14 protein-coding genes and 1 pseudogene are annotated in these 21979 nt (G+C 64.7%); 10 read left to right on the top strand and 5 right to left on the bottom strand.

The window, feature by feature from the left end; genetic code table 11:
* Positions 1-123 precede the first annotated feature (123 nt).
* From ACSUPR_RS00195 to ACSUPR_RS00185, 3 genes are all read left to right on the top strand, one after another.
* Positions 124-801, top strand: a complete 678-nt coding sequence (locus ACSUPR_RS00195) for a hypothetical protein (RefSeq protein ID WP_436888411.1) — start codon at positions 124-126, stop codon at positions 799-801.
* Positions 802-1243: 442 nt separating this feature from the next.
* Positions 1244-1705: a Panacea domain-containing protein gene (locus ACSUPR_RS00190; RefSeq protein ID WP_436888408.1), complete on the top strand. Its 462-nt coding sequence runs from the start codon at positions 1244-1246 to the stop codon at positions 1703-1705.
* Positions 1692-2156, top strand: coding sequence for a hypothetical protein (locus ACSUPR_RS00185; RefSeq protein WP_436888406.1), 465 nt, complete (start codon positions 1692-1694; stop codon positions 2154-2156). The genes ACSUPR_RS00190 and ACSUPR_RS00185 overlap by 14 nt, the downstream gene beginning before the upstream one ends.
* A gap of 242 nt (positions 2157-2398) precedes the next feature.
* Here ACSUPR_RS00185 and ACSUPR_RS00180 read toward each other — a convergent pair.
* Positions 2399-2710 (bottom strand): annotated as a pseudogene (locus tag ACSUPR_RS00180) (tyrosine-type recombinase/integrase); the annotation flags it as partial.
* Between the two features lie 786 nt (positions 2711-3496).
* Positions 3497-4402, bottom strand: a complete 906-nt coding sequence (locus ACSUPR_RS00175; protein ID WP_436888404.1) for a restriction endonuclease — start codon at positions 4400-4402, stop codon at positions 3497-3499.
* A 1142-nt stretch (positions 4403-5544) separates the two neighbouring features.
* On the opposite strand from ACSUPR_RS00175, the gene ACSUPR_RS00170 reads away from it, so the two are divergent.
* The 3 genes from ACSUPR_RS00170 (at position 5545) to ACSUPR_RS00160 (ending at position 9941) form a co-directional block, all read left to right on the top strand.
* Positions 5545-7545 (top strand): ATP-dependent nuclease, encoded by a 2001-nt coding sequence (locus tag ACSUPR_RS00170; protein WP_436888401.1) that lies wholly within the window; start codon positions 5545-5547, stop codon positions 7543-7545.
* Positions 7542-9359: a UvrD-helicase domain-containing protein gene (locus ACSUPR_RS00165; protein WP_436888398.1), complete on the top strand. Its 1818-nt coding sequence runs from the start codon at positions 7542-7544 to the stop codon at positions 9357-9359. Before ACSUPR_RS00170 ends, ACSUPR_RS00165 begins: the two co-directional genes overlap by 4 nt.
* A gap of 150 nt (positions 9360-9509) precedes the next feature.
* The gene (locus ACSUPR_RS00160) at positions 9510-9941 is read left to right on the top strand and encodes a hypothetical protein (RefSeq protein WP_436888395.1); all 432 of its coding nucleotides are present in this window, start codon (positions 9510-9512) and stop codon (positions 9939-9941) included.
* A 170-nt stretch (positions 9942-10111) separates the two neighbouring features.
* On the opposite strand, the gene ACSUPR_RS00155 is transcribed toward ACSUPR_RS00160, so the two are convergent.
* Positions 10112-11062: a GIY-YIG nuclease family protein gene (locus tag ACSUPR_RS00155; protein ID WP_436888393.1), complete on the bottom strand. Its 951-nt coding sequence runs from the start codon at positions 11060-11062 to the stop codon at positions 10112-10114.
* A gap of 468 nt (positions 11063-11530) precedes the next feature.
* Here ACSUPR_RS00155 and ACSUPR_RS00150 point away from each other — a divergent pair, with 468 nt between their 5' ends.
* The 3 genes from ACSUPR_RS00150 (at position 11531) to ACSUPR_RS00140 (ending at position 18276) form a co-directional block, all read left to right on the top strand.
* Complete coding sequence (locus tag ACSUPR_RS00150; protein ID WP_436888390.1) at positions 11531-11869, top strand: trypco2 family protein; 339 nt, start codon at positions 11531-11533, stop codon at positions 11867-11869.
* 56 nt (positions 11870-11925) lie between these two features.
* On the top strand, positions 11926-15621 hold the full coding sequence (locus ACSUPR_RS00145) for a DUF3856 domain-containing protein (RefSeq protein ID WP_436888387.1): 3696 nt from the start codon (positions 11926-11928) through the stop codon (positions 15619-15621).
* A gap of 528 nt (positions 15622-16149) precedes the next feature.
* Entirely contained in the window at positions 16150-18276 is a 2127-nt protein-coding gene (locus tag ACSUPR_RS00140) for a GmrSD restriction endonuclease domain-containing protein (RefSeq protein WP_436888384.1), read from the top strand.
* 247 nt (positions 18277-18523) lie between these two features.
* On the opposite strand, the gene ACSUPR_RS00135 is transcribed toward ACSUPR_RS00140, so the two are convergent.
* Both ACSUPR_RS00135 and ACSUPR_RS00130 read right to left on the bottom strand, forming a co-directional pair.
* Positions 18524-19663 carry a tyrosine-type recombinase/integrase gene (locus ACSUPR_RS00135; protein WP_436888382.1) on the bottom strand — a complete coding sequence of 380 codons (1140 nt, stop codon included), beginning with the start codon at positions 19661-19663 and terminating at the stop codon, positions 18524-18526.
* Positions 19664-20103: 440 nt separating this feature from the next.
* Positions 20104-20697 carry a TetR/AcrR family transcriptional regulator gene (locus tag ACSUPR_RS00130; protein ID WP_436888380.1) on the bottom strand — a complete coding sequence of 198 codons (594 nt, stop codon included), beginning with the start codon at positions 20695-20697 and terminating at the stop codon, positions 20104-20106.
* Between the two features lie 108 nt (positions 20698-20805).
* On the opposite strand from ACSUPR_RS00130, the gene ACSUPR_RS00125 reads away from it, so the two are divergent.
* On the top strand, positions 20806-21975 hold the full coding sequence (locus ACSUPR_RS00125; protein WP_436888377.1) for a cytochrome P450: 1170 nt from the start codon (positions 20806-20808) through the stop codon (positions 21973-21975).
* The last annotated feature ends 4 nt before the right edge of the window (positions 21976-21979 follow it).

The raw sequence follows: 21979 nt of genomic DNA, 5'->3' as shown, positions 1-21979 counted from the left end.
CCGACGGCGACGATCCCGAACGGGCGCTCGCGCTGCGTCGGGTGAACGTCGAGCACGTGTGCCCCGACCGGCTCGAGGAACTGGACGAGCTCATCGCCGGGTTCGAGTACTGAGGAGTAGGACATGACCGTCGAACAGGGCACCCTGCTCGTAACCGGTATCGGCGTCGCGGTCGCGTTTGCTGCGTTGTGGTTCGCGTGGCGGTCAGCCTCCGCGGCGGGGCGATCCGCTGATGCCGCTGAGACGTCCGCTACCACGTCGGAGCGATCCGCGACCGCGGCTGAGAAATCTGCCGCCACGTCGGAGAAGGCAGCGGCGGAGGCCAGCCGATCGGCGGACGCAGCTGAGGCTTCCGCTGCGGAAGCCGAGACGGCCAACCGGCTCGAGGCAGAGCGACGCCACGACGAAATCCGGCCGGTGCTACCGAGCAGACTGAAGGCATTTCCGAAGGAGTCCAGGTCCCCGGGCAAAGTCGAGGTGTTCGCCCGCTTCCAGCTGGCCCGGGTCTACCACGTGCAGGTGGTGATTCCGGGAGTCAGTGGGGAACGCATGGTCCTGAACGAGAACCTGGAGCCGGGTGTTGAACGGGATGTCCACCTCGCGACTCTGGACACCGGGCTGGAGCTGGGCGTGGAAACACTCCGGTTTCGCTTCTGGCCGTCCGGCGACAGCGAGATCGGTTGGCGGTGCCCGTGCTCACGGCCCGGGTCCCCGTGGAAGGAACCCGAGGGGCACTGGTCTGTCACCGTCCCGGTCAGCTACACGCCCCCGCCCTCTGGCCCGTTCGTGATGTTCCACTAGCAGGGAGCGCCGATGCTTGAGATCGACCAAGAGGAGCTGGACCGGTTCGCCGACATGATGGCCCGGGCCGAGCGCCAGTTCGTCAAGGGCCTGGCCCGGTGGCCGTGCCCCTCGGCCAGGTAACGGCCGACGCCGAGCGCGCCGCCGCGGCGTTTGGGCGAACGCTCCAGGTCGATCTCCCTGAAACACCGCGAAGCTCTCCCAAGCAGGGCCGGCGATCGGTGAATGTCATGGGACAACCGTGTGGCAGAAGGTCACACCGAAACTACTTTTAGTAGTTTTACTAACACGAAGAGTTGTCTGGGGATAGGGTTGTCACACCCCAGGGGTATATAAATACACGTGATTCAGACATACGATTGAGACAAGGCATCTGACGTGCCACTCCCTCCCTCGCGTCCAGCCGCGACCACCTCCCCCCACCACGAGGAAGGAAAGGGCCATGGCCACCATCTATGACACAGCCCGCTACATCCTCGACCGGCTCGGCAAGATGAGCGCCATGAAGCTGCAGAAGCTGTGCTACTACTCCTACGGCTACCACCTGGCCTGGGAAGAGCGCCCCCTGTTCGAGCAGCACTTCGAGGCGTGGGCCAACGGCCCTGTCTCCCCCCATCTCTACGCACGGCACCGCGGCCAGTTCGTCGTCGCCCCGGAAGACATCACCGGTGACCCGAAGGAGCTCGACGCTGGTGAACGCGAGTCCATCGACCTGGTTCTCGGCTCGATGGGTACCCTCTCCGCCCACCAACTGTCCGCCATGACCCATGCGGAAGCCCCGTGGGTTCGCGCCCGCGAACGAGACAACGCGCAGGGGCTCGAGCGCAGCGCCGAGCCGCTGACGAACGCGGATATCCACGAGTACTTCGACAGCGTGACAGCGATCGACAGTGGGCAAAGGTAAGCCGAAGCGGACGCCGCAACCACCCGGAGTGCCAAACCGTAAGAGCCCTCCCCACGTCACGGGGAGGCTTCCTGGAGCAGGCAACTCCGCCGAACACATCTGCTGGCGCTTCAAACATGTCGACCACGATGGCCCATGGGGGTTCGGCAAGGTCTCGGCAGAACAGCTCTGTCGAATCCTGGAGCGGCTGCGTGACTTCGAGACGATGACCGTTAACGAGTTGTTCCACCGAGGCGACGAGCCTGGCAAGTCCTACGACATAGCCGACCTTCCAACTCACGAGGCCAGAGAACGGCTGGAGGCCCTGAGCCTCGCGGATCAGACGCAGATCTCGCGGTTGCGGCTGACCGGTGAGCGCCGCCTGTACGGGTTCCTTGATGAGAACGTCTTCCACGTCGTGTTCTGGGACCCTGAGCACAAGGTCTGGCCAAGCAAGAAGAAGCACACCTGAAGTCCTGGCATCCAGCATGACGAAGCGGCCCGGCACCCTACGGGGTGCCGGGCCGCTCGTCCTCCCAGGTTGCTCCCAGCTTCTCCCAATACTGGGAGAAAGCCTTACTCCAAGTCGCGGCGCCAGGTGTGCGGGGCCAGCCACCTCCGCCCACGAGAAAGCCCCAGGCCAGGCGGTGTGAACCCGCCGCACAGCCCGGGGCTCAGGGTGTCCAAGTGCTCCTGGTGTACTCCCCCGTCCCGCTACCCGACCGACACCGGCGTCCCACACAGCAGCGCAGCCGTCGCCTCCGCAGCGGCCTTGGCCACGTCGGCGTAGACCGATTGGTAGGTGTCCTGGGTGAAGTACGTGGTCGCGTGGCCCAGCTCGGTCGAGACCACCTTCACGTCCGTTCCCGCCGCCAGCGCCAGGGAAGCAGCCCCGTGGCGGAGCCCGTGCAACGTGACCGGCGGGAGCCCGGCGGCTTTGGCGATGCGGCAGAACCAGTCACTGACCTGCCCCGGGTGCCGCCCCAACCCGTCCTGACGGGTGAACACCAACCCCGTCACCTGCCACAGCCTCCAACAGACACGGTATGAAACAGCACTACAGAGGGAGCCGCTTCGTCGATGCCAGGGAACAGCGGGTGCATCAGGGAGCACCGCGGCGACGCAGCAGTGTCTGTAGCAGCTCCATGCGGTGTGCAGATTGGGAGGGCCAACAGGCGCGCAGGGCCGCCACGACGAACACGCAGACCAATGTCGGTAGCAGGATAAAGACAAGAACGATCCACACCCAAGCGGGTGCGGAGGTGACCATCTCCAGGAGGGGACGGGCAAAGATGATGAGACTGCTCAGCCCCCCGGCGCTGAGGACCAATGAGCATGACCGGGCGAACCAGCGGTGAGCATCGGAGGGGTCGGACACGTCGTTGGTTCCTCTCAGACAGAAGGACATGGCAAACCGAGCGCGACCGAACCAGGTTCCGGCCTACGCCAACCGAGACGGCCTCCAGAACACGGACGGCCACGTTCAGCAGCCAGGACAGTCGGGCAAGTCGGTCACCAGAGATCACCGAGCATCCCGCGGCGGCTTCCCGGACTGGAGCCATGGATTTCGCGCCCGTCAAGGCAGTGACGGGCGCCTGCATTGTGGTTTCAGCAAGGTGGCGGCCGCCCTCGGGCGACCAGGAAGCACAGGGGAGGCTGGTGCTACCTCAAACGCAGACTGTGCGGCCCGGCTGTCTGCCGCGTCGTATCCATCTGCCCCCTTGGTATAGGGAGCACTCACCCGTAGTGCAGAGCTCTACTGAAAGGTGACGCGTCCACCCAGAAGCTGCGCTTGTTGGTTCTGGGGCCGGCTCATGCTGTACTGGCGAAGGAGTCGCCCTCTTCCCAGATCACCTCAATCTCCAGGTCTGCGCAGTAGTCGAGCAGGTCGGGGCGGGGCTTGCTGGGAAGGAGAATCGCGAGCGCAGGCCGCTTACCGTCTTGCTCGATGAAGCGGCGGTAGTCGAAGAGTTGCCCCACGGCCATGCGCACGGCCTCGCGCGTGACGGTGCCCTTGGCCTCGATCAGCTTGTGGCTGGTTTTGTCATAGAGGTCGCTGAACAGCGGCTTGAGTTCCTTGGCCGGCGAGATCTTGTTGCGGAACACCGAGTGCCCCTGAAGCCGCAGGTAGCGCTGATAGTTCTGTACGAGCTTGGATTCACGGCGTTCTGCTTGGTAGGGCTCACGGGACGGGTTGACGTAAGCGCGTTCGGTGTGAGTCTGCTCGATGTTGACTTCGGTGACTTCGTTCTTGTCGTGAGGGGTCTCCGGAAGGGGTGGGAGCTCTTCGATGTTGCCGCCCCGGGGGACGAGCCGGAACATGATGACGCTGCGGATCTCGTCGCTGTCCTTCATCGGAGCGTCGTCGAGGTACCAGGGGTTGTCCTTGGCAAGTTCGAATTCCCCGACGTAGGTCACCTCGCCGCGGGATCCTTCCATGAGGCGCAGGGCCCTCTTGTCCTCGCGATGGTTGAGAATCGCGAGGTTGCCCTGGGTCATGGTCTGGTCGCCTTGTTGGCCTTCGCCGGCGTAGTGGTAGCAGCCGTCATCGCCCCAGCCATCGAAGTAGCCGTACTGCTGCCCGCTCTTGGGGTCGGAGAACAGGAAGATGTTGGGGGTCACACGTGAGGGGCCGATGCCGCCTTGCTGGCGGCCTCCGTAGGTCTTGTGGAGGTCGGCTCGCTTGATGGTGTCGCCGGGCTGAAGAGTGAACTCCATGTGCACCTTGATTTTAGGGTTGTTCTGGAACCTAAAAATAGAGCCTAGAAGCTCGGCCGTGGCTCGTCAACTAGGTTGCTTCTCATCCGATGGCTGCAGGTTCGAACCCTGCCGGGTGCGCCACAAAACCCCAGGTCACAGCTTCACTGGCTTGTGGGCCGGGCGCCCTGTTCTGTCAGTGGCACCGAGGTGGGACCAGCACCAGACCCGGCCGCCCCCTCGGTGGCACCTGGTGTCGCACTTTTCCGGCATCCCACAGCACCAAGCACGCTGTTCGCTCGGCTGCTTGGCGGGCCATCTCCGATAGCAGGCTGGCATAGGTGTCCGCCGTGAGCATGACGCTCACGTGCCCCAACATCGCCTGCACCACCTTCAGCTCCACCCCGCCGCCAGCGCCAGCGTCGCCCCGTGTCGCAGATCGCGCAACCGCACCGGTGGCAACCCGCACACGGTGTTGAGCCTGCGGAACAGGCGTGATAATCGCCCCGGGCCCCCGAGCTGCCCCGCACTGCGGTGAACACATACCCATGGGCCCACTCCAGGCCGCGTTCGGCGCTCCCGGCCTGCTGGCGGCGCCGGTTGCGGCGCAGCACCCCCAACGTGGTGTGAACCAACATCAACGCGCGGCACCTCGCCTCATCTTGGGCTTCGTCTCCTCCAGCCCTCTCCCCTAGAGGGGTCTGGAGCTGACGGATCACCTCTCCCATCCTGTGGGCCAGGTCGATGGCCCCGCCCCACCCCACCACCTCCTCCCCCGGCTCAGCCCCGTCATCACCACCAGATGGAACAGCGCGCACAACCAATGGCCGGAGGCGGAGTCCAAGAAGGCGCGGGTCTGCCCCACCGTCCAAACCGCCACGGCCAGCTGTTCCCCGCCCCGCTCCCGCAGGATCACGGCCTGGTCGGTCCACACAGGCATGGACGTGTCAGGACCCTGTTTCCTAACCCTTCTCGATCAGACTCTAAACACTCACTCCCGAGCCTCCTCGAAGTACCGCCCCCGGTAGGCGGACCGAACGCACCGATCAACACCAGCAGAGGCGGCCTCGACAGGACTGCTGATCGAGCGAAAACCTTGAAAACCGACCAAGCTCTGCCCACACACCGGTAATATCACCATTCATCTTTTTGAGGGGTGAACATTGCATCTCGGTCGGGTTCGGGCTGCGGGCTTCAAGTCACTGCTGAACACAGAGGTCTCGTTTCGGCAAGGCGTCACGGTAGTGGTCGGTGAGAACAACGCGGGGAAGTCAAACCTCATCGACGCACTGCGTCTTCTGACCGATCCGTTGGATGGGCGGCGTACCCGGTGGTGGGAGGCTGACGATGTTCACCCTTGGGCTGAGGAGGGGGTGGAGCTAACCGCGGTGTACGCGGGCATGGGCCCTGCGGAATCGGGCACCCACCTCCAAGCGGTCGTCCCCGAGGCCGAGGAGCCGAACCTGGGAAGCGGAAACCGTGCTCGGTACTCGGTGCGTTTTGACAGACCGGCCGTGAACGCACGCCCACAGCGGCCGGTCTGGTCGGCGGGGAGGCTGCTGGACGATCCGGAGCCAGAAGCCCGGCGGTTGGTCCGTCACGTGTACCTGCCTCCGATGAGGAACGCCCAGCAGGAGTTGGCGTCGAGTTCAGGAAACCGGCTTCGCCTGATTCTCGCCGCGGAGCTCGGAGGTGAGGAGGCCGTCAAGGCGTTCGAGGAGGAGCAGGCGGCCCTGTTCCAGGGTCTGGAACGGCACACGAAGGTCAGGGCGGCCCGGGAGCGGATCAACGCTCCTCTCGAACACCTCACCGCCGGCGCTCATCCGCAGCACATGGGGCTGTCGTTCGCGGACCCGACGTTGGTGTCCATCGCGCGAGCCCTGCGCACCAGAATGGGCGATGAGGGCCTCGCGTTCGAGGACATCGCCCGCTCGGGGCTCGGCTACGCCAACCTGCTGTACATCGCCACGGTCCTGGCGGAGTTGGATGCGGCCCGCGGTGCGGACCTGACCTTGTTCCTCGTGGAGGAACCGGAAGCGCACCTGCATCCGCAGTTACAGAACCTGCTGCTGGATCATCTCCAGAGCGAGGCTCGCAAGTCCCGTCAGGGCCAGACCGGTGATGACGATGGAAGCCCTCTCGGGCATATCCAGGTGATCATCACCACGCACTCACCGGTGTTGGCCGCGGCGACCACGGTGGAGGACCTGGTGGTGCTCAAGCGGATCCGCACTTCCGCACCCGCACCCGCACCCGCGACGGTGACGACCACGACTTCCGAGGAGGTTCACGGCGAAGCCGAGGCGTCCGAGATCGGAAAGCAGGAAGCGGGTTTCGCTTTCACGACCACCGCGGTGCCCGTGGCGGAGATCCCCTTCACCAAACACGAACCCGCCAAGCTCGACCGCTACCTGGATATCACCAAGAGCTCCATGCTCTTCGCGACCCGGGTCATCCTCGTCGAAGGGATCGCCGAGGCCCTCTTGCTGCCTGCCTTTGCCGATCTGGTCCTGGAAGCCATCCCGAATGAGGGCATGCGCAGGCGGAGTAAGGCCGTGTTCCGCGGCAGTTGCATCGTGATGGTTGACGGCGTCGACTTCACCCCCTACATGCGGGCACTGCTCGCCGATGTGAACGGCAATCGCATCGCCGAACGCGTCGTTCTCATCACTGACGAGGATCCCCGGAAAAAAGCCGACTCCGAGGACAAGGCCGAAGACGTCGACACACTGGTGGACTACGAAGCAACGGATGACAAAGCCCAGCGGGACCCGGAGGTCGCCTACAACCGCGCTTCACGCCTGCGGCGCCAGCTAACCTCATGGAACGTCCCCGAGAAGTTCTTCCATATCGCGGAGAGCCGGCCTACTCTGGAGCCCGAGTTGATGCGCCCCGCGAACCGGGCCCTGCTGCGCGAGGTCTTCCTGGACCTGCGTCCGGGCTCTGCGCACCACTGGCAGCCCATCGATGCTGCCATCACCCCGGAGGCCCAGGCCGAGGCCTTCGGTGGCCTGTTCACGTCGAAAACGGTCCGGCTTCCCAAGGGTGACTACGCCTACCGTCTGGCGGAACGACTCAAGCGCGCCCCCGGCGGCTTCAAGGTCCCCGAACACCTGGCCGCCGCCATCCGCTGGATCACGCAAGCAGAAGGACGGATCCGATGAGCGGAATCGACTCCCTGCGAGACAAGGCGCGGGGCAAACAAGAGGAAGCCGCCACTGCTTCGGCACCGGTGTTCGTACGAGCCTGTCCGGGAGCGGGCAAGACCCGGGTGCTCGTGGAGCGCCACCTTCGCACCGAGGCCATGCCCCGCCGCACCGGGCGGGCGCTGCTGTCCTTCACCAACGTCGCCGCGGACGAACTCCGCGACCGCTGTGACGGGAACCGTCCGGACTTGACAGCCTTCCCCCACTACATCGGTACCTTCGACCGATTCCTGTGGCGCTACCTTGTACGTCCGTTCCTGCCCGCGGGCCCCACCTGGCGGCATCTGCGCTCTTGGGACCAGGTGCCCTCAGCCATAGTGGGCCACCGAAAGGTCCCGCTTGCGGAGTTCCGGTTCGACTACGACCCGTCCACGAACCACACCCTGGTCCGGTGGCCCAACCCCGGAAACCGGCTCACGAACTCGACGTTCTCCGCAGAGTCCTACTGTGCTCTCGCCGAGAGGGTGCGGGACCGACTACAGCGGGACCACGGTTACATGACCGGGCACGAGATCCGGGTCGCGGCCCTGGGCAATGTCGAGGATCCGAGTGTCGCCGAGCTGTTGCGTCACCGCTTCTTCGAGATCGTCGTGGACGAGGCCCAGGACTGCTCTCAACTCGACCTGGCCCTCCTCAGTCATCTGCTGGACGCGAACCTTCCCTTGGTTGTGGTCGCCGACCCCGACCAGGGGATCTACGAGTGGAACGACGCACGACCGCAGGAGCTTCTCGCGCTGGCCCGGCGGCTTCCCCAGCATGTGGAGCTCAACGGCAACTGGCGCAGCAGCGCGCCGATCTGTCGACTAGCTGCGACGCTGCGGCCGGCCCCGCACACCGTTCCCGATCTGTCCGTGGGAGCGCACCACGCCGTCGACACTCCCGTGGTCTTGTTGCCCTACGGATTCGAACGCCGGAAGTCATCAGGGCTCGAAGGCCCTAATGAGGCAGTCGAGGCCTTCACCGAGCTCGCCGCACGGGAAGGTATCGGAAACGAGGACTGCCTGGTGCTCGCTCACAGCAATGCCTCCGTTCTCAGGATCCGGTCCGAACCCGCGTTGAAGGCCCCCAAGAAACCGGACACCGTGGCCCTCGCACGGGCGGCTGCCGTTTTCGGTACGGGCGAGGCAGACCGGAATACCCGTGAGCAGGCCCTAGAGATCGCCGCTCAGCTCCTCAACGCCTACTGGCACCCCGACGGCTTAGGGTCTCTGTCCGCTTCCTTGGCTGAACACGGCATCACACCTGCTCTGATGCGTCGCCGCTCCGCGCTCTTCCTCGCCTCTCTTCCCCCAGTAGACACCATTCCCGCCGGACAGTGGCGCAAGAAGGCTCGCACCATCTGGAAGGCGCAGAGACCACCTTCGGGAACCGATCCGACTGACCCGCCGATGACGCTTTCCCTGGCCAAAGATCTCTCCGACACACCGATCAACGCGCTGATCGGCCTTCTCGGCACCCCTGCATCGGCATCCGAGCCACCGAAGGTTCGCAGCTCCAACATTCACCAGGCCAAGGGGAGCGAAGCCGAAGCAGTACTCGTCCATATCCCGCCGAGCGGAATTTCAGAGCTGATCGAGGCCTGGTCCGACCCGTCTCGACATACCGGGAACTGCGAGTTGCTCCGAACCTACTACGTCGCCATCACCCGTGCGCGGCGGTTCCTAGCGTTCACCTATCCTCGCTCTCAGCATGCCGAGGTCGTGCGGCTGCTGAACTCTCTAGGAATTGACCATCAGATGGAATCCCACGGAGACCAGCTGACGGTCTTCTGAAACGCTGAACAACATGCGATCGCAACAGAAATAATCACCCCCCAAAAATCACCACTCAAAGTCGAGCAACACTTGAAACATAAAACATCGGAATCAAAAAGCTTAAAAAAGAAAGCGAGATCGAAATGCGGAAAATTTAAATTGCACTAGATGAAATGGAGGGGCAACTGGGGACATAACGGCCCCGAATCCTGTCGATCGGGGCGAGAAGAGATAAAGACTCACCTGATCACCGACGTGTCGGAGCTGCACGACATCTACTACCCCGCCACGCAGCGCAAGATCTGCGCCGACGACCACCATGCACCGATCCAGGACGAGTTCCGGACCGCGCTGGACTCCTTCGGCTATAACACTGCCACCCCGTTCCAGGTCGAGGCCGGGCACGCGCTCACCCACGTCCTCAGCCAGCAGCGCCGCTACGCTCTGCAACACCAACTGCGGTTCCAAGTGTGGGAGGCTGGCCACCTCCACCGTGCACACAGGCGCACCCCTGGCCAGCTACGCCCTGGGGCAGGAGAAACAGCGCCAACTCGACCGGGCCCGACAACGGCTGACGGCAGTCGCCACAAAGACGACTGAAGCATGCGCATGGGGGCCCGGTAACCTGCGGCAGCCGCCGGACCTCATCGTGCTGCTCGGGCCCTGATCTACTTATCCATGGGCGCATAAACCAGGTGAGATAACCAATACTCCCGAAGCATCGGATGCTGCGCCGAGTCTGCGTCAGAGAGGACAATCTGCAGTGAAGGCTATACGGTCGCATCCGGATACTGGTGCCTTCGTCGCTCTTCTTGCCGCAGCTTTGGGATCCAATAATCCGGTGGTGGAGTGTCTGTACCAGCCGAATCCCTTAGACTTTCGTCCATATTAGCCATAGACCATGATCGAGGGCCAGGAAGTGTCAGGGCTGCGCGTACCACATTATGCGTCGCTTCGGGAGGTTGACTCACCATGAAGTTGAGTAGGAGGATACCGTCAACGGTGACTTGAGGAGTCCAGGTGCGGCAGACCACTTGACAATAGTCGCTGATCTCAAAAATTCGCGATACGCAGGTGCCCCCTTCTTCGTCGGTGGATAGCCACAGCAAGCGGTCACCGGCAATGAGCCTCTCTCGTCCGATGATGTGCCCGTTCGGGGCATTCTGCTTGCGGTCCAAGTAAGGAACAGGGTCGAGGATGCCGTCAGGGTCGTCATCGCTGAACCCGGACACCTGCTCAATGCTGTCTGCCCCGTGCAACTCTAGGACATCGCCAGAACTGTGCGCCTGCCAAATGTCGCATATAGATGGCCTTGTGTCAAAAAAATGTTCATAGCGAAGCCATACAAAGTAGTCTCTATTTGTCAGAGGCAGGAAAATTCGATCAGATGCCTTAATGTAGTTTATATTCTCTGCGAATGAGTGGATTCCGTTAACGTCGCGAGCGGCATCTCGCACTGCCTGACAAGCCTTTTCGGGAGATACCGAGAAGAACTCCTTGCCTGGAATGCGGTGCTCTTGGAGGAGAACGTGTGCCTTCTTCTCTACTCTATGGGCGTTCTGGGTTGGCAGACGGAGGATTGCGGTGAAGTCCTGAGGGACCGCAGTGTTGAGATCGTTCATCCGGTCGTCTACAAGGCGTGAGGTGAAGCCGATTTTTACCACACCGGGGAGGCTCGGAGTGGCCAGGATGTATACGAATTCCACTATGGGGGCACTCATGGGAAAACCCTAGCGTAGAGCGAGGACACTCGTCTCTGCTTCAAACACGGACGTCGTAGCCACCAGCACCCCGTGTGGTACGGCACCCACACTGCTTGTACACGGATCCAGACATGATCGCGGCCCATGGGTCCAGCCTGACCGAAAATCCGTGCAGCTCAGCAAGTGTCGCCCATGTCCGGGAATGTAACCGCCCCATGGAAGGCCCCTGTCGTCACCCTTCTGACATCTGAACATCACTACATGGCTCTGGTATCGCAGGTGGCGGGAGGCAATCCCGACACCCCCGAGCCTCCATCACACTCGATACAAAGCACCCTTCCCCTACGCCCGTAAGGACGGATGAGCTGCAACCTGTGAGGGCTGGCCGGAAACGGCCAACACCGCATACACCCCACTCCACAGCGTGCTTTCTGCAACCGTAGAGCTGCACCCTTTTACCCCCGTCCCCTGTGCGAGGAGACCAGTGTGGAACTACGTCTGACTGATGCCATCCGAACGTTGCGCGAGGAACTTACCGAGGCCGTCGAGGAAGCCGAAGCCCAAAGCTCCGACATCACCTTCGACCTCGGACCGATCGGGATGGAGTTCGAGGTCGCGTTCCGCGCTGATGCCAAGGCCAAGGGCAAGATCGCCGCATGGATCGCCTCCGGTGAAGTCGAAGGCAGTGCGGGTCGTACCCGTACCCACCGCGTGTCCTTCACCCTCACTCCCCGCAGCAAGTCCAGCCCCAACGGCGACGTGTCCATCAACAGCACTCACCAGAACACCGGCCCCGGTGGCCGGTCCGGACACATCGGACGTTGACCAGCCCACTCTCACTATCTGCTCGTGTTAAACCCCCGCCCGTTCAGGAAGTGCCGATGCCTGCGGCTGCGCGCATTGCCCGCATCACCAGCCCCACTGGAACCGGATCAGGGTGCCTGATCGCGCCCCGCCTGGTGCTGACCTCCGCCCACGTGGTTCCCGAACCCGGTGGTGAGGAGGTGTCGTTCTTCACCGCCACCGACGAGCACGTGTACACAGGACGGGTGGTGTGGCGGGGCACCCCGCATGGTCGTGACGACGCCGCCTTGGTGGAAATCACTGACCCCGTCTGGCCCGCTCAGCCGGTCTGGATGCAGTGGGGGCGCCTGGTCACCGACCGGCCAGGAACGCCATGTCGCACCTGGGGATATCCCAACCTGGTCCAACGCGAAGGACGTCACGTCGAGACAGCCCAGCTCTTGGGGACGATCAACCCCGGTACCCGCATGATCGGTGACCGGTACGCCATGGACATCACCAGCCACCCACCCCACTGGGACGAGGAGGGCTCCCCCTGGGGAGGCCTGTCCGGAGCCGCCCTGATGTGCGAGGACCTGCTGGTGGGGGTGATCGCCACCGATCCCGCTCACCGAGACCACGCGGCACTGGAGGCCGTGCCCGCTTACGTGCTGCACCACGACCCCACCTTCCGCACCGTCCTCGAAGACCACGGTGTGTCCCAGGTATTGGAACCGGTCGAACTCGCCCACCTGGACCACAGAGCCGGTTTCTTGTCGCGCCGGCTCTCACCGGCTTCGCTGCTGGAAGCCCACCGTCAGGTGGTCGCCTTTCACGGTCGCGACGAACTCATTCACACCCTCCTGGACTGGTGTGTTGACGATGAGCCGGTCGCGGCGGTTGTGGTACACGGCCCGGGCGGGCAGGGCAAGACCCGGCTGGCCTACGAGCTCACCAAGCGGCTCTCTCAGCCCAACCGCCAGCGGCGGTGGGCGACCGTGTGGGTCACGGGCAAGGCCACGGCCGAGGAGTTGACGCCGGTCAAGGACGTGGCCGTTCCCCTGCTGCTGGTAGTGGACTACGCCGAAAGCCGCACCGCACAGCTGACCCGTCTTCTCAAGCTGTGCGACCGCCCTCCGGGAAGTGTGCCCATCCGACTGCTCCTCTTGACACGTACCGTGAGTGAGTGGTGGGAACAGGTCAATACCGACACCAACCACCTCCTGGCCGATGTCACCCAACGCCTTCCGCTGCCACCGCTGGCCCCCCTCATGGTCAACCGTCAACACGAGTACCGCACCGCCCTGACCCACCTGGCCCAGGCACTACCCTCTGTTCGCACCCCGGTCGAAGCCGACTGGCACCAGGTTGCAGCCGACCTTCCGGACCCGAACCTGTCCGGGACAGAGTGGAGCACGGTCCTGAGCGTGCACATGCGCGCCCTGGCCGACCTTCTGGACGCCACCCAGCCCTCCACCAGCGTCACCCCTGACACCGCGGTGGAGGGCAGGGTGTTGGCCCACGAGTATCGGTACTGGAGCCACACCGCCGCCGCCCGAGGGCTGAGCGCACCGGAACTGGAACAGCCCCTGCGCGACGTGCTGGCCGCAGCGTTCACCCTGACCACAGGCTCTACCGGGGCTGCGGATGCGCTCGTGGGAAACGTCGCCTCCTTAAGAGGCCAGACCACCGCTCTCAAACAGCAGGTCCGCCGCTGGATCATCGACCTGTATCCCCAAGACAAGGAGGGCGAAGGAGTGCTGTGGGGCCGGGTACAGCCGGACCGGCTCCTGGAGTACTTCCTCGGCCAGCAACTTCTACGCAACCCCGCTCTCTTCGATCCCTTCCTCGACAGCATCCGTGCGGCGGACGCCGAGCGGCTCGTAGCTCTCTACGCACGTGCGGCCACACATCCTGCTTTCGCCACGGCCCTGGCTGAACACCTCACCGAGTTGTGCGAGCGCCATATCCAGGTGCTGGGGACAGCGGTCATCGAAGTCGCCACTCACACGGAAAACCCCGCCCCGCTCGTCCGGGCCTTGGAGCAAGCCACAGTCAGCCCTGAGGCTTCTCTGGATGTCCTGATGGGCTTTCAGGACGCGCTCCCGCACTTCAGCCAGAGGCTGGCCGCTTGGACTGGCCAGCTGGTCGATCGGGTGGTCGAGATCCTCCGTGCTCTGGCCGAACAACGCCCCGATACCTACCTGCCCCGTCTTGCTATTGCCCTGAACAATCAAGCTGTCCGCCTCGGAAGTCTGGGGTTTCACGAAGCGGGCTTGGATGCCAGCACTGAGGCCGTCCGTCTCCACCATGCATTGGCTAAACAGCGCTCAGGCACTCACCTTCCCGACTTCGCTATGGCTCTGAGCAACCAGGCCATCCACCTGGGTCACTGGGGTCGGTATGAAGAAGCCCTGGAAGCCATTACCCAAGCCATCCACCACTACCGAGCCCTAGCCGAACAACACCCCAACACCCACCTCTCTGCCCTCGCTATGGCCACAACCAACCAAGCCGCCCGTCTACGAGATCTAGGGCGGCACGAAGAGGCGCTAGGAGCCATCAGCCAAGCCGTCCACCACTACCGAGCCCTGGCCGAACAACACCCCGACAATCACCTCCCCGGCCTCGCCGGATCCCTGAACAACCAAGCCGTCCAGCTGAGGGATCTTGGGCGGCACGAAGAGGCTCTCGACGCCATCACGCAAGCCGTCCACATCCGCCAGAAACTAACCGAACAACGACCTGACGCCCACCTCCCTGACCTCGCCATGGCCCTGAACAACCAAGCCATCCAGCTGAGGGATCTTGGACGTCTTGAAGAAGCCCTGGAGCCCATCACCCAAACCGTCCACCACTACCGCACCCTGGCCGAACAACAGCCCAATGCTTACCTCCCCTATCTTGCTGTGGCCCTGAACAACCAAGCTGGTCATCTGGGAGAGCTCAGGCGGCACGAAGAAGCCTTAGACGCCACTACCCAGGCCGTCCACATCCACCGGAAACTGGCCGAAAAACACCCTGGCAACCATCTCCCCGGCCTCGCCATGGCCCTGAACAACCAAGCCATCCAAATGGGAGATCTAGGGCGTCTCGAAGAAGCCCTGGAGCCCATCACCCAAACCGTCCACCACTACCGCACCCTGGCCGAACAACGACCCGACACCTACATGCCCCACCTCGCAATTTCCCTGAACAATCAAGCCATCCGACTGGGGGATCTGGGGCGGCGCGAAGAAGCCTTAAACTCCATCACCGAAGCCGTTGACATCCGCCGGAAACTGGCTGAACAACGACCCGATGCCCACCTCCCCGGCCTTGCGGGATCCCTAAGTAACCAAGCCATCCGTCTGCGGGACCTGGGGCGTTACGAAGAGGCCCTGGAGGCTATCACCCAAGCCGTCCACCACTATAGCGCCCTGGCCGAACAGCGACCCGACGCCTACTTCCCTGGCCTCGCAGGGTCCCTGAACAACCAAACTGTTTGCCTGGGGCACCTGAGTCGGGAGAAGGAAGCCTTGGACTCCATCACCGAAGCCGTTGACATCCGCCGGAAACTGGCTGAACAACATCCCGACGCCTACCTCCCCGACCTCGCAGGGTCTCTGAACAACCAAGCCATCCATCTGGGAAAGTTAGGGAAAATTAAAGAAGCTCTTAAGGTCATCACGGAAGCCATCAAGATCAGAAGTGCTCTCGCGAAAGCTAGGCCCGCGGTCCATCAAGACGAGTGGGATCAATCGCGTCGAGTGCTGGAGTGGGTCAAAGAATTGGGCAACCCCGAAGGAGACTGACTCGGGGAAGGACATGCCGAGTCACTAGCGAACTGGAAGCCGCACCTTCAGAGCGAAGAAAACCTGCGCTTATGCTCCGCTGCCTGGGGAGGTGCCCTGAGGTTTCCGGACAGGCAGTCAAATCAACGGCTGAACGAGGTACTGTCAAACGCCGCCCACCGCCTGTTTGCACTCCGTTTATGCTCCACAGTTCCGTGCTTCTAACCGATAGTCGCAGGTTCGGACCTTGCCGGGTACGCAACAAAACACCAGGTCAACCGAGGGTCTACAGCCTCACCACAGAGGAGCCGTCGCACTGATGGGTCCAAGCTGGGCCCAAACCCCGACGTAGACGTCTCCCTGTGCACACCGACGGGCCCTCCCGGAATCGCGCAGTACCAGCCACGCAGTCCTTTCAGCCGCTTCCCTGACTACGCTCCCCCAGGTCTGCTCCGCACCCCAGACATGGGCCAACACACCACCCCACACTTCGATGTGCCCGGGAGGCTTCGGCCCAAATTGTCGGGCGGGTGCGGAATGATGGGAGGCGTGGAAACCTTCAAACGGACGCCGCTGCAACTGTTCAACCTGCCGCAGCATTTCGTGATCCCGCTGTTCCAACGTCCCTACGTCTGGAAGGAGGACGAGCAGTGGGAGCCGCTGTGGAAGGACATCCGGCGCATCACCGAACTCCGGATCGAAGAGCCCCATCTGAACGCCACTCACTTCCTCGGCGCGGTGGTCATCCAGTCCCAGGAAGCTCAGAGCAAGCGGCTGACGACGTGGAATGTGATCGACGGCCAACAGCGGCTGACGACCTTGCAGATCTTCGCGGACGCCACGTGCGCGCTCCTGACACAGTCGGGCAACGAGCGGCTCGCTGGTCAGCTCGAACGTCTCACGCACAACGACGATGTCTACGTCGAAGACGGCGACATCCAGCTGAAGGTGCGCCACCTCAACAAGGACCAGGCGGCGTTCGACGAAGTGATGTCGGCTGAGCCGCCGGTCGACCACACCGATCTGGCCCACTCGGACTCCCAGATCGTCGCCGCACATGCCTACTTCTCGACGGTCGTCGAACAGTGGCTCGGCCCACCCGAGTCGGACGAGTACACCGTTAAGGCCAAGAAGCTCACCGACGTACTGCTGGACGGCCTTCAGCTGGTCTCCATCGAGTTGGAGGCCTCGGAAAATTCCCAGGAGATCTTCGAGACACTCAACGCTCGCGGCACCCCGCTCACCGCGGCCGACCTCGTGCGCAACTTCGTATTCCAGCGGCTTGAAGCCGAAGGCGCAGACACGAAGAAGGCCTACCGGGAGGACTGGCCCTTCGAGACCAAGTTCTGGACGAAGGAGGTCAGCGTCGGGCGCAACCTCATCAGCCGCAGCTCGCTGTTCCTCAACCAGTGGCTCGTATCGCGCACCGGCGAGGAGATCAGCCCGCAGGCGACGTTCAACCGGTTCAAGTCCTATGTGGAGCTCGAATCCGGGCACAAGATGACCGGCCTGCTGCCTGAGATCAAGCAGCAGGCACAGCAATACGAGGCCTGGACAGAAGCCGCAGCCCGTCCCGGGGGAAGCCTCGGCTCCGCCGAGATGGCGGTGTACCGAATGCAGGCCGGCGGCGTCGAGGTGCTCAAGCCGCTGCTCATCTGGTTGCACGAGCCGGACCGCGACCTCCCGCGGGAGTCCGTCGACCAGATCATCCGGGTGGCCGAGAGCTGGGTCGTCCGCCGTCAGCTGCTTCGTCTGTCCGGCAGCGATCTGGGGCGCATCGTCGCCGACCTCATCACCGCGAACTCCACCGTACCCGCCGACGAACTCGTGGAACGCATCACCGGGCACCTTGCCCGGCTGAACGTCACGAGCACCTATTGGCCCGGTGATGAGGAAGTCCGTGCAACACTCACCACGGAGTCCGCATACTCACGGTTCCCACGGGGACGGCTCCGCATGATCCTCGAAGCGGTGGAGGACCTCTACCGGGCGGAGACAGGCCAGCCGCAGATCGAACGGATGGGTTACCCGATCGAGCACCTGCTTCCGCGAAAGTGGCGTGACACCTGGGCCGTACAGGAGCCGGAGGACATCGAGGAGCGGCAGTCGCGTGTCCACCGCCTGGGCAACCTGACGCTCCTGACACAGAAGCTCAACGCGAAAGTGTCCAACGGAGCGTGGTCGGCGAAGCGGTCGGCGCTGATGGACCACAACACGATCACGCTCACGGGACGGGTGATCAAGCGAACCGAACACCATGCCTGGGACGAGGAGCTGATCGACGAGCGGACAACGGAGCTGATCGATCGGATCCTGCAGGTGTGGCCGGTCCCGGAGGGCCATCACGGCAAGGTGATCGACCCGCAGACCAAGGCTGGTGACTGGGTCGAGTTGAAGCACCTCATCGAGGCAGGGCTTCTCGCGCCTGGTGACAAGCTGCTGGCAACGCACCGGGACTTCAAGGGCAGGGAAGCCACCCTGACCGCCGACGGGGCCATCGAGCTGGCCGGCAAGCGCTACACGTCACCGTCGGCCGCCGGACGCGCATTGCGCAAGAGGGCGACGAACGGGTGGTACTTCTGGTCCGTGGCGGACGGCCGCCGGTTGAGGGATGTTCGCACACAGTTCCAGAACTCCATGCCAGCAGAAGAAGAGTCGAAGCCTGGAGATGCATAGCAACGCACGAACGTTCCCTCTCGGATACCCCGAAGGTTTCTGACACAGATCCGGTCTCAACGGCCACGCAGTGAAGACCTCGCGAGGTGCCATCGGACGCCGCCAACCGGCCGTTTGTGCTCCGTTGGTGCTCCGCGGTTTTGGACCGGGGCGACACCACACGGCACCATGTGACACAGGACAGCATCCGGATTCGGATGGTGTGGGACGCAACGGCACGAAGTGACACGTGACGACCCCCGGGCTTCTAATCCGATGGCCGCAGGTTCGAATCCTGCCGGGTGCGCCACAAAACCCCAGGTCGCAGCCTTGCCGGGCTGCGGCCCGGGTGCGCTGTCCTGCCGGTGGGTCCAGGGTGGGACCGAGGTGGGACCAACACCAGACCCCGCCGGCCACCCCTCCCCCGCACCTGACGACGCACTTTCCCAGCGTCCCGCAGCACCAACCACGCCGTCCGCTCGGCCGCCTCGCGGGCCACCTCCGGCAACACACTGGCATAGGTGTCCGCCGTGAGCACGATGCTCGCGTGCCCCAACATCGCCTGCACGACTTTCAACTCCACCCCCGCCGCCAAGGCCAGCGTCGCCGCCCCGTGCCGCAGATCGTGCAACCGCACCGGCGGCAACCCGCTCGCGGCGTTGAGCCTGCGGAACAGGCGCGACAACCGCTCCGGGGCCATCGGGCCGCCCCGCATCGCGGTGAACACATACCCCCGAGCCCAGTCCAGGCAGTGTTCTGTGGCCTGGGTCTGCTGGCGGTGCCGGTGGCGGCGCAGTACCCCCAGCGTGGTGTGGTCCAACATCAATGTGCGGCGGCTTGCCGCGCTCTTGGGCTCCGATTCCACCATTCCCTGCCCCGGGTGGGTCTGGAGCTGGCGGACCACTCCCACCGTGCCGTGGGCCAAGTCGATGTCCTCCCATCGCAGCCCCACCACCTCGCCCCGGCGCAGCCCGGTCATCACCGCCAGGTGGAACAGCGCGTACAACGGGTGGTCGGAGACGAAGTCCAGGAACTGGCGGGTCTGCTCCACCGTCCACACGGCCACCGCCGGCCGGTCCCCTCCATGGCGCCACTCGGCCACGGCCTGGTCGGTCCACACCACCGGACGGGCGCTCTCACCGTTGTCCAATCGCAGGCCCTTGGCCGGGTTGGAGGCCAGCAGCCGTTCGCGGACCGCGGTGTTCAACGCCGCCCGCAGCGTGGCCCGCACCCGTTGCACCGTCGCTGAAGATAAGGGATTCCCACGGGGTGTGGTGTGGCGGGAGATCCGCTCGAAAGCCTGCCGCGCCAGGGCGGGAGTCAGCTCCTCCAGCAGCACCCCGCCCAGATACGGGTTGAGGTAGCGGTCGATGTGCTCCTGGTAACCGACCCGGGTACGTGCCCGCAACCGGGTCCGACCGTCCAACCACTGCTGGAGCCACCCGCCCACCGTCCATACCGATCCGGCGGCTCCCGGCCCGTCACCCCGGGCTCTCCTCAACGCCGCACGTGCGGCCTCACGTGAGGTGAACCCGCCCCGACGCACCCGACACCGGACGCTCAGGCCCTGGTCCGACTCGAGCGAGAAGTACCAGCTTCCATGCCCGCGTGACCGTAACTGCGGACACCCGCTCCCGAGCCTCCTCGAGGTACCGCCCATCCGGCACCCGCACCGCTTGAACACCGAACCAGAACCGGACACGACCACCACCTCCACGCCCAGTCTCATCCCACAAGCGTTACTCGGAGAAGGGTGGGTGCCGGGAGGCGATCCCGGTACGCGCCGCAGCCTCCATCACACCCGGCACGAGACAATCGCCCGGATGACGTTCTTCCGTGGGTGGGGAGTCAGGGCGCCCCTCGGCCCGCGGTGATCACGCCGCGGATCGCGGTGTCGATGCGTTCGGCCGCCTGCTCGGGATCGGGGCTCCCCTCGTCCAGCCAGGCGATGGCACCCTCGATGGCCACGGTGAACACCAGGCGTGCGGCCCAGCGGGCCCAGGCCGGGTCGGGGATCACCTCCGCCAGTTGGCGCAGTGCCAGGTCGACGGAGCCGGCCACGAAGCGGTCGGCCCACTCCCGGAAGTCCGGTTCACGGGCCGCGTAGTGGAACAGCAGGCGGAACCCGTCGGGGTCCTCTGCCGCGGCGGCCAGGAACAGGGACAGGCTCTCCCCGGTGAAGTCGCCCTCGCCGACCCGCTCCTGTAGGCGCGCGCAGACTCGGTCCAGGGCGGCCCGGTACATCTCGTCCTTGGACTCGAAGTGCCGGTAGAGGATCACTTTGCTGATGGCGGCCTCGGTGGCGATGTCGTCCAGGGAGGTGCCCGCGAAGCCGCCCCGGGCGAAGGCGCGGGTCGCGGCCTCCAGGATCTGGGCCCGCCGCTCGGCCCGGCGCATTCTGCGCACAGGTGCGACCGCGCCGTCCGTCGTGCCGTCGCCCATGACCGCCCTCTCCTCGCCTCTGCTCGCGCCCTTGTCAACTCCGGAGTCTATAAATAGCCTTGTTTAATCATGAGTATACAAAGCAGGGTTAACAACATGGAGGATGACGTGCTACCCCGACTGCCCTTCGACCGGAACGGCCCGCTGGCCGAACCCGCGCAACTGGCGCTCCTGCGCATCGAGGGACCCCTGCACCGGGTCCGCACCGCGGTGGGCGACGAGGCCTGGTTGGCCATCGGACCCGACCTGGTCCGCGATCTGCTCGACGACGACCGGCTGGGCCGCTCCCACCCCGACCCCGCCCGCGCCGCCCGCACCGGTGAGTCCGCCCTCTTCGGCGGCCCCATGGGCGACTTCGCCACTGAGAAGGCCGACCACGCCCGGATGCGCGCCCTGCTGCGCCCGCACTTCAGTCCCGGCCGCGTGCGGGGGCTGGCACCGCGAGTGGCGGAGCTGACCACCGGTCTCCTGGACGACATGGAACACGGCCCCCGGCCCGCGGACCTGGTCCAGGCCCTGGCGGTGCCGCTGCCCGTCCTGGTCATCTGCGAACTGCTGGGGGTCCCCTACGCCGACCGGGAGGACTTCCGCGCCTGGACCCGCGACGCCGCCGACACCGCCGACCGCGCCCGCTCCGAGCGCGGCCTGGCCGAGTTGTTCGCCTACGGCCTGGACCTGGTGGCGCGCAAGCGCCGCACCCCCGGGGACGACGTGGTCTCGCGGCTGGCCGCCGACCCGGACGTGGGAGAGCAGGAGGCCGCGGTGCTGGCCATGGTGCTGTTGTTCGCCGGACACGAGACCACGGTCACCCAGATCGGCCTGGGGCTGCTGGGGCTGCTCGCCTCTCCCGGCCAGTGGCATGCCCTGGTCCGGGAGCCGGGACGAGTGGACGGCGCGGTGGAGGAGTTGCTGCGGGCGCCGAGCCGGAGCGGTGGCGGGATCCCCCGCTACGCCTGCACCGACATGGAGGTGGCGGGGCGTACCGTGCGCACGGGGGACCTGGTGCTGTGCGACACCGACGCCGCCGACCACGACCCGGAGCGGTTCCCGGACCCGTACCGGTTCGACGCCGCCCGCGCTCCGAACGCGCACCTGGCCTTCGGGCACGGGATCCGCTACTGCCTGGGCGCTCCGCTGGCCCGGCTGGAGCTGCGCGCGGTCCTGTCCGGTCTGATCGAGCGGATGCCCGGCCTGGAGTTGGCCGTCGCCCCGGAGCAGGTGCGTGTCCGCGAGGACGTGCTCACCGGTGGTCCGGTCGCGCTCCTGGTGCGGTGGTGAGCGC

The sequence above is a fragment of the Nocardiopsis dassonvillei genome (assembly GCF_964273065.1).
In the GTDB taxonomy this organism is placed as follows: Bacteria; Actinomycetota; Actinomycetes; order Streptosporangiales; family Streptosporangiaceae; genus Nocardiopsis; species Nocardiopsis dassonvillei_B.
This window is presented reverse-complemented; position numbering and strand designations above follow the sequence as displayed.

Bases quoted from the DNA above. Each gene is read 5' to 3' on its own strand.
- ACSUPR_RS00145 (WP_436888387.1), top strand. From the start codon at position 11,926: ATGCCTGCGGCTGCGCGCATTGCCCGCATCACCAGCCCCACTGGAACC.
- ACSUPR_RS00195 (WP_436888411.1), top strand. From the start codon at position 124: ATGACCGTCGAACAGGGCACCCTGCTCGTAACCGGTATCGGCGTCGCG.
- ACSUPR_RS00190 (WP_436888408.1), top strand. From the start codon at position 1,244: ATGGCCACCATCTATGACACAGCCCGCTACATCCTCGACCGGCTCGGC.
- ACSUPR_RS00130 (WP_436888380.1), bottom strand. From the start codon at position 20,697: ATGGGCGACGGCACGACGGACGGCGCGGTCGCACCTGTGCGCAGAATG.
- ACSUPR_RS00160 (WP_436888395.1), top strand. From the start codon at position 9,510: ATGAAATGGAGGGGCAACTGGGGACATAACGGCCCCGAATCCTGTCGA.
- ACSUPR_RS00175 (WP_436888404.1), bottom strand. From the start codon at position 4,402: ATGGAGTTCACTCTTCAGCCCGGCGACACCATCAAGCGAGCCGACCTC.
- ACSUPR_RS00165 (WP_436888398.1), top strand. From the start codon at position 7,542: ATGAGCGGAATCGACTCCCTGCGAGACAAGGCGCGGGGCAAACAAGAG.
- ACSUPR_RS00155 (WP_436888393.1), bottom strand. From the start codon at position 11,062: ATGAGTGCCCCCATAGTGGAATTCGTATACATCCTGGCCACTCCGAGC.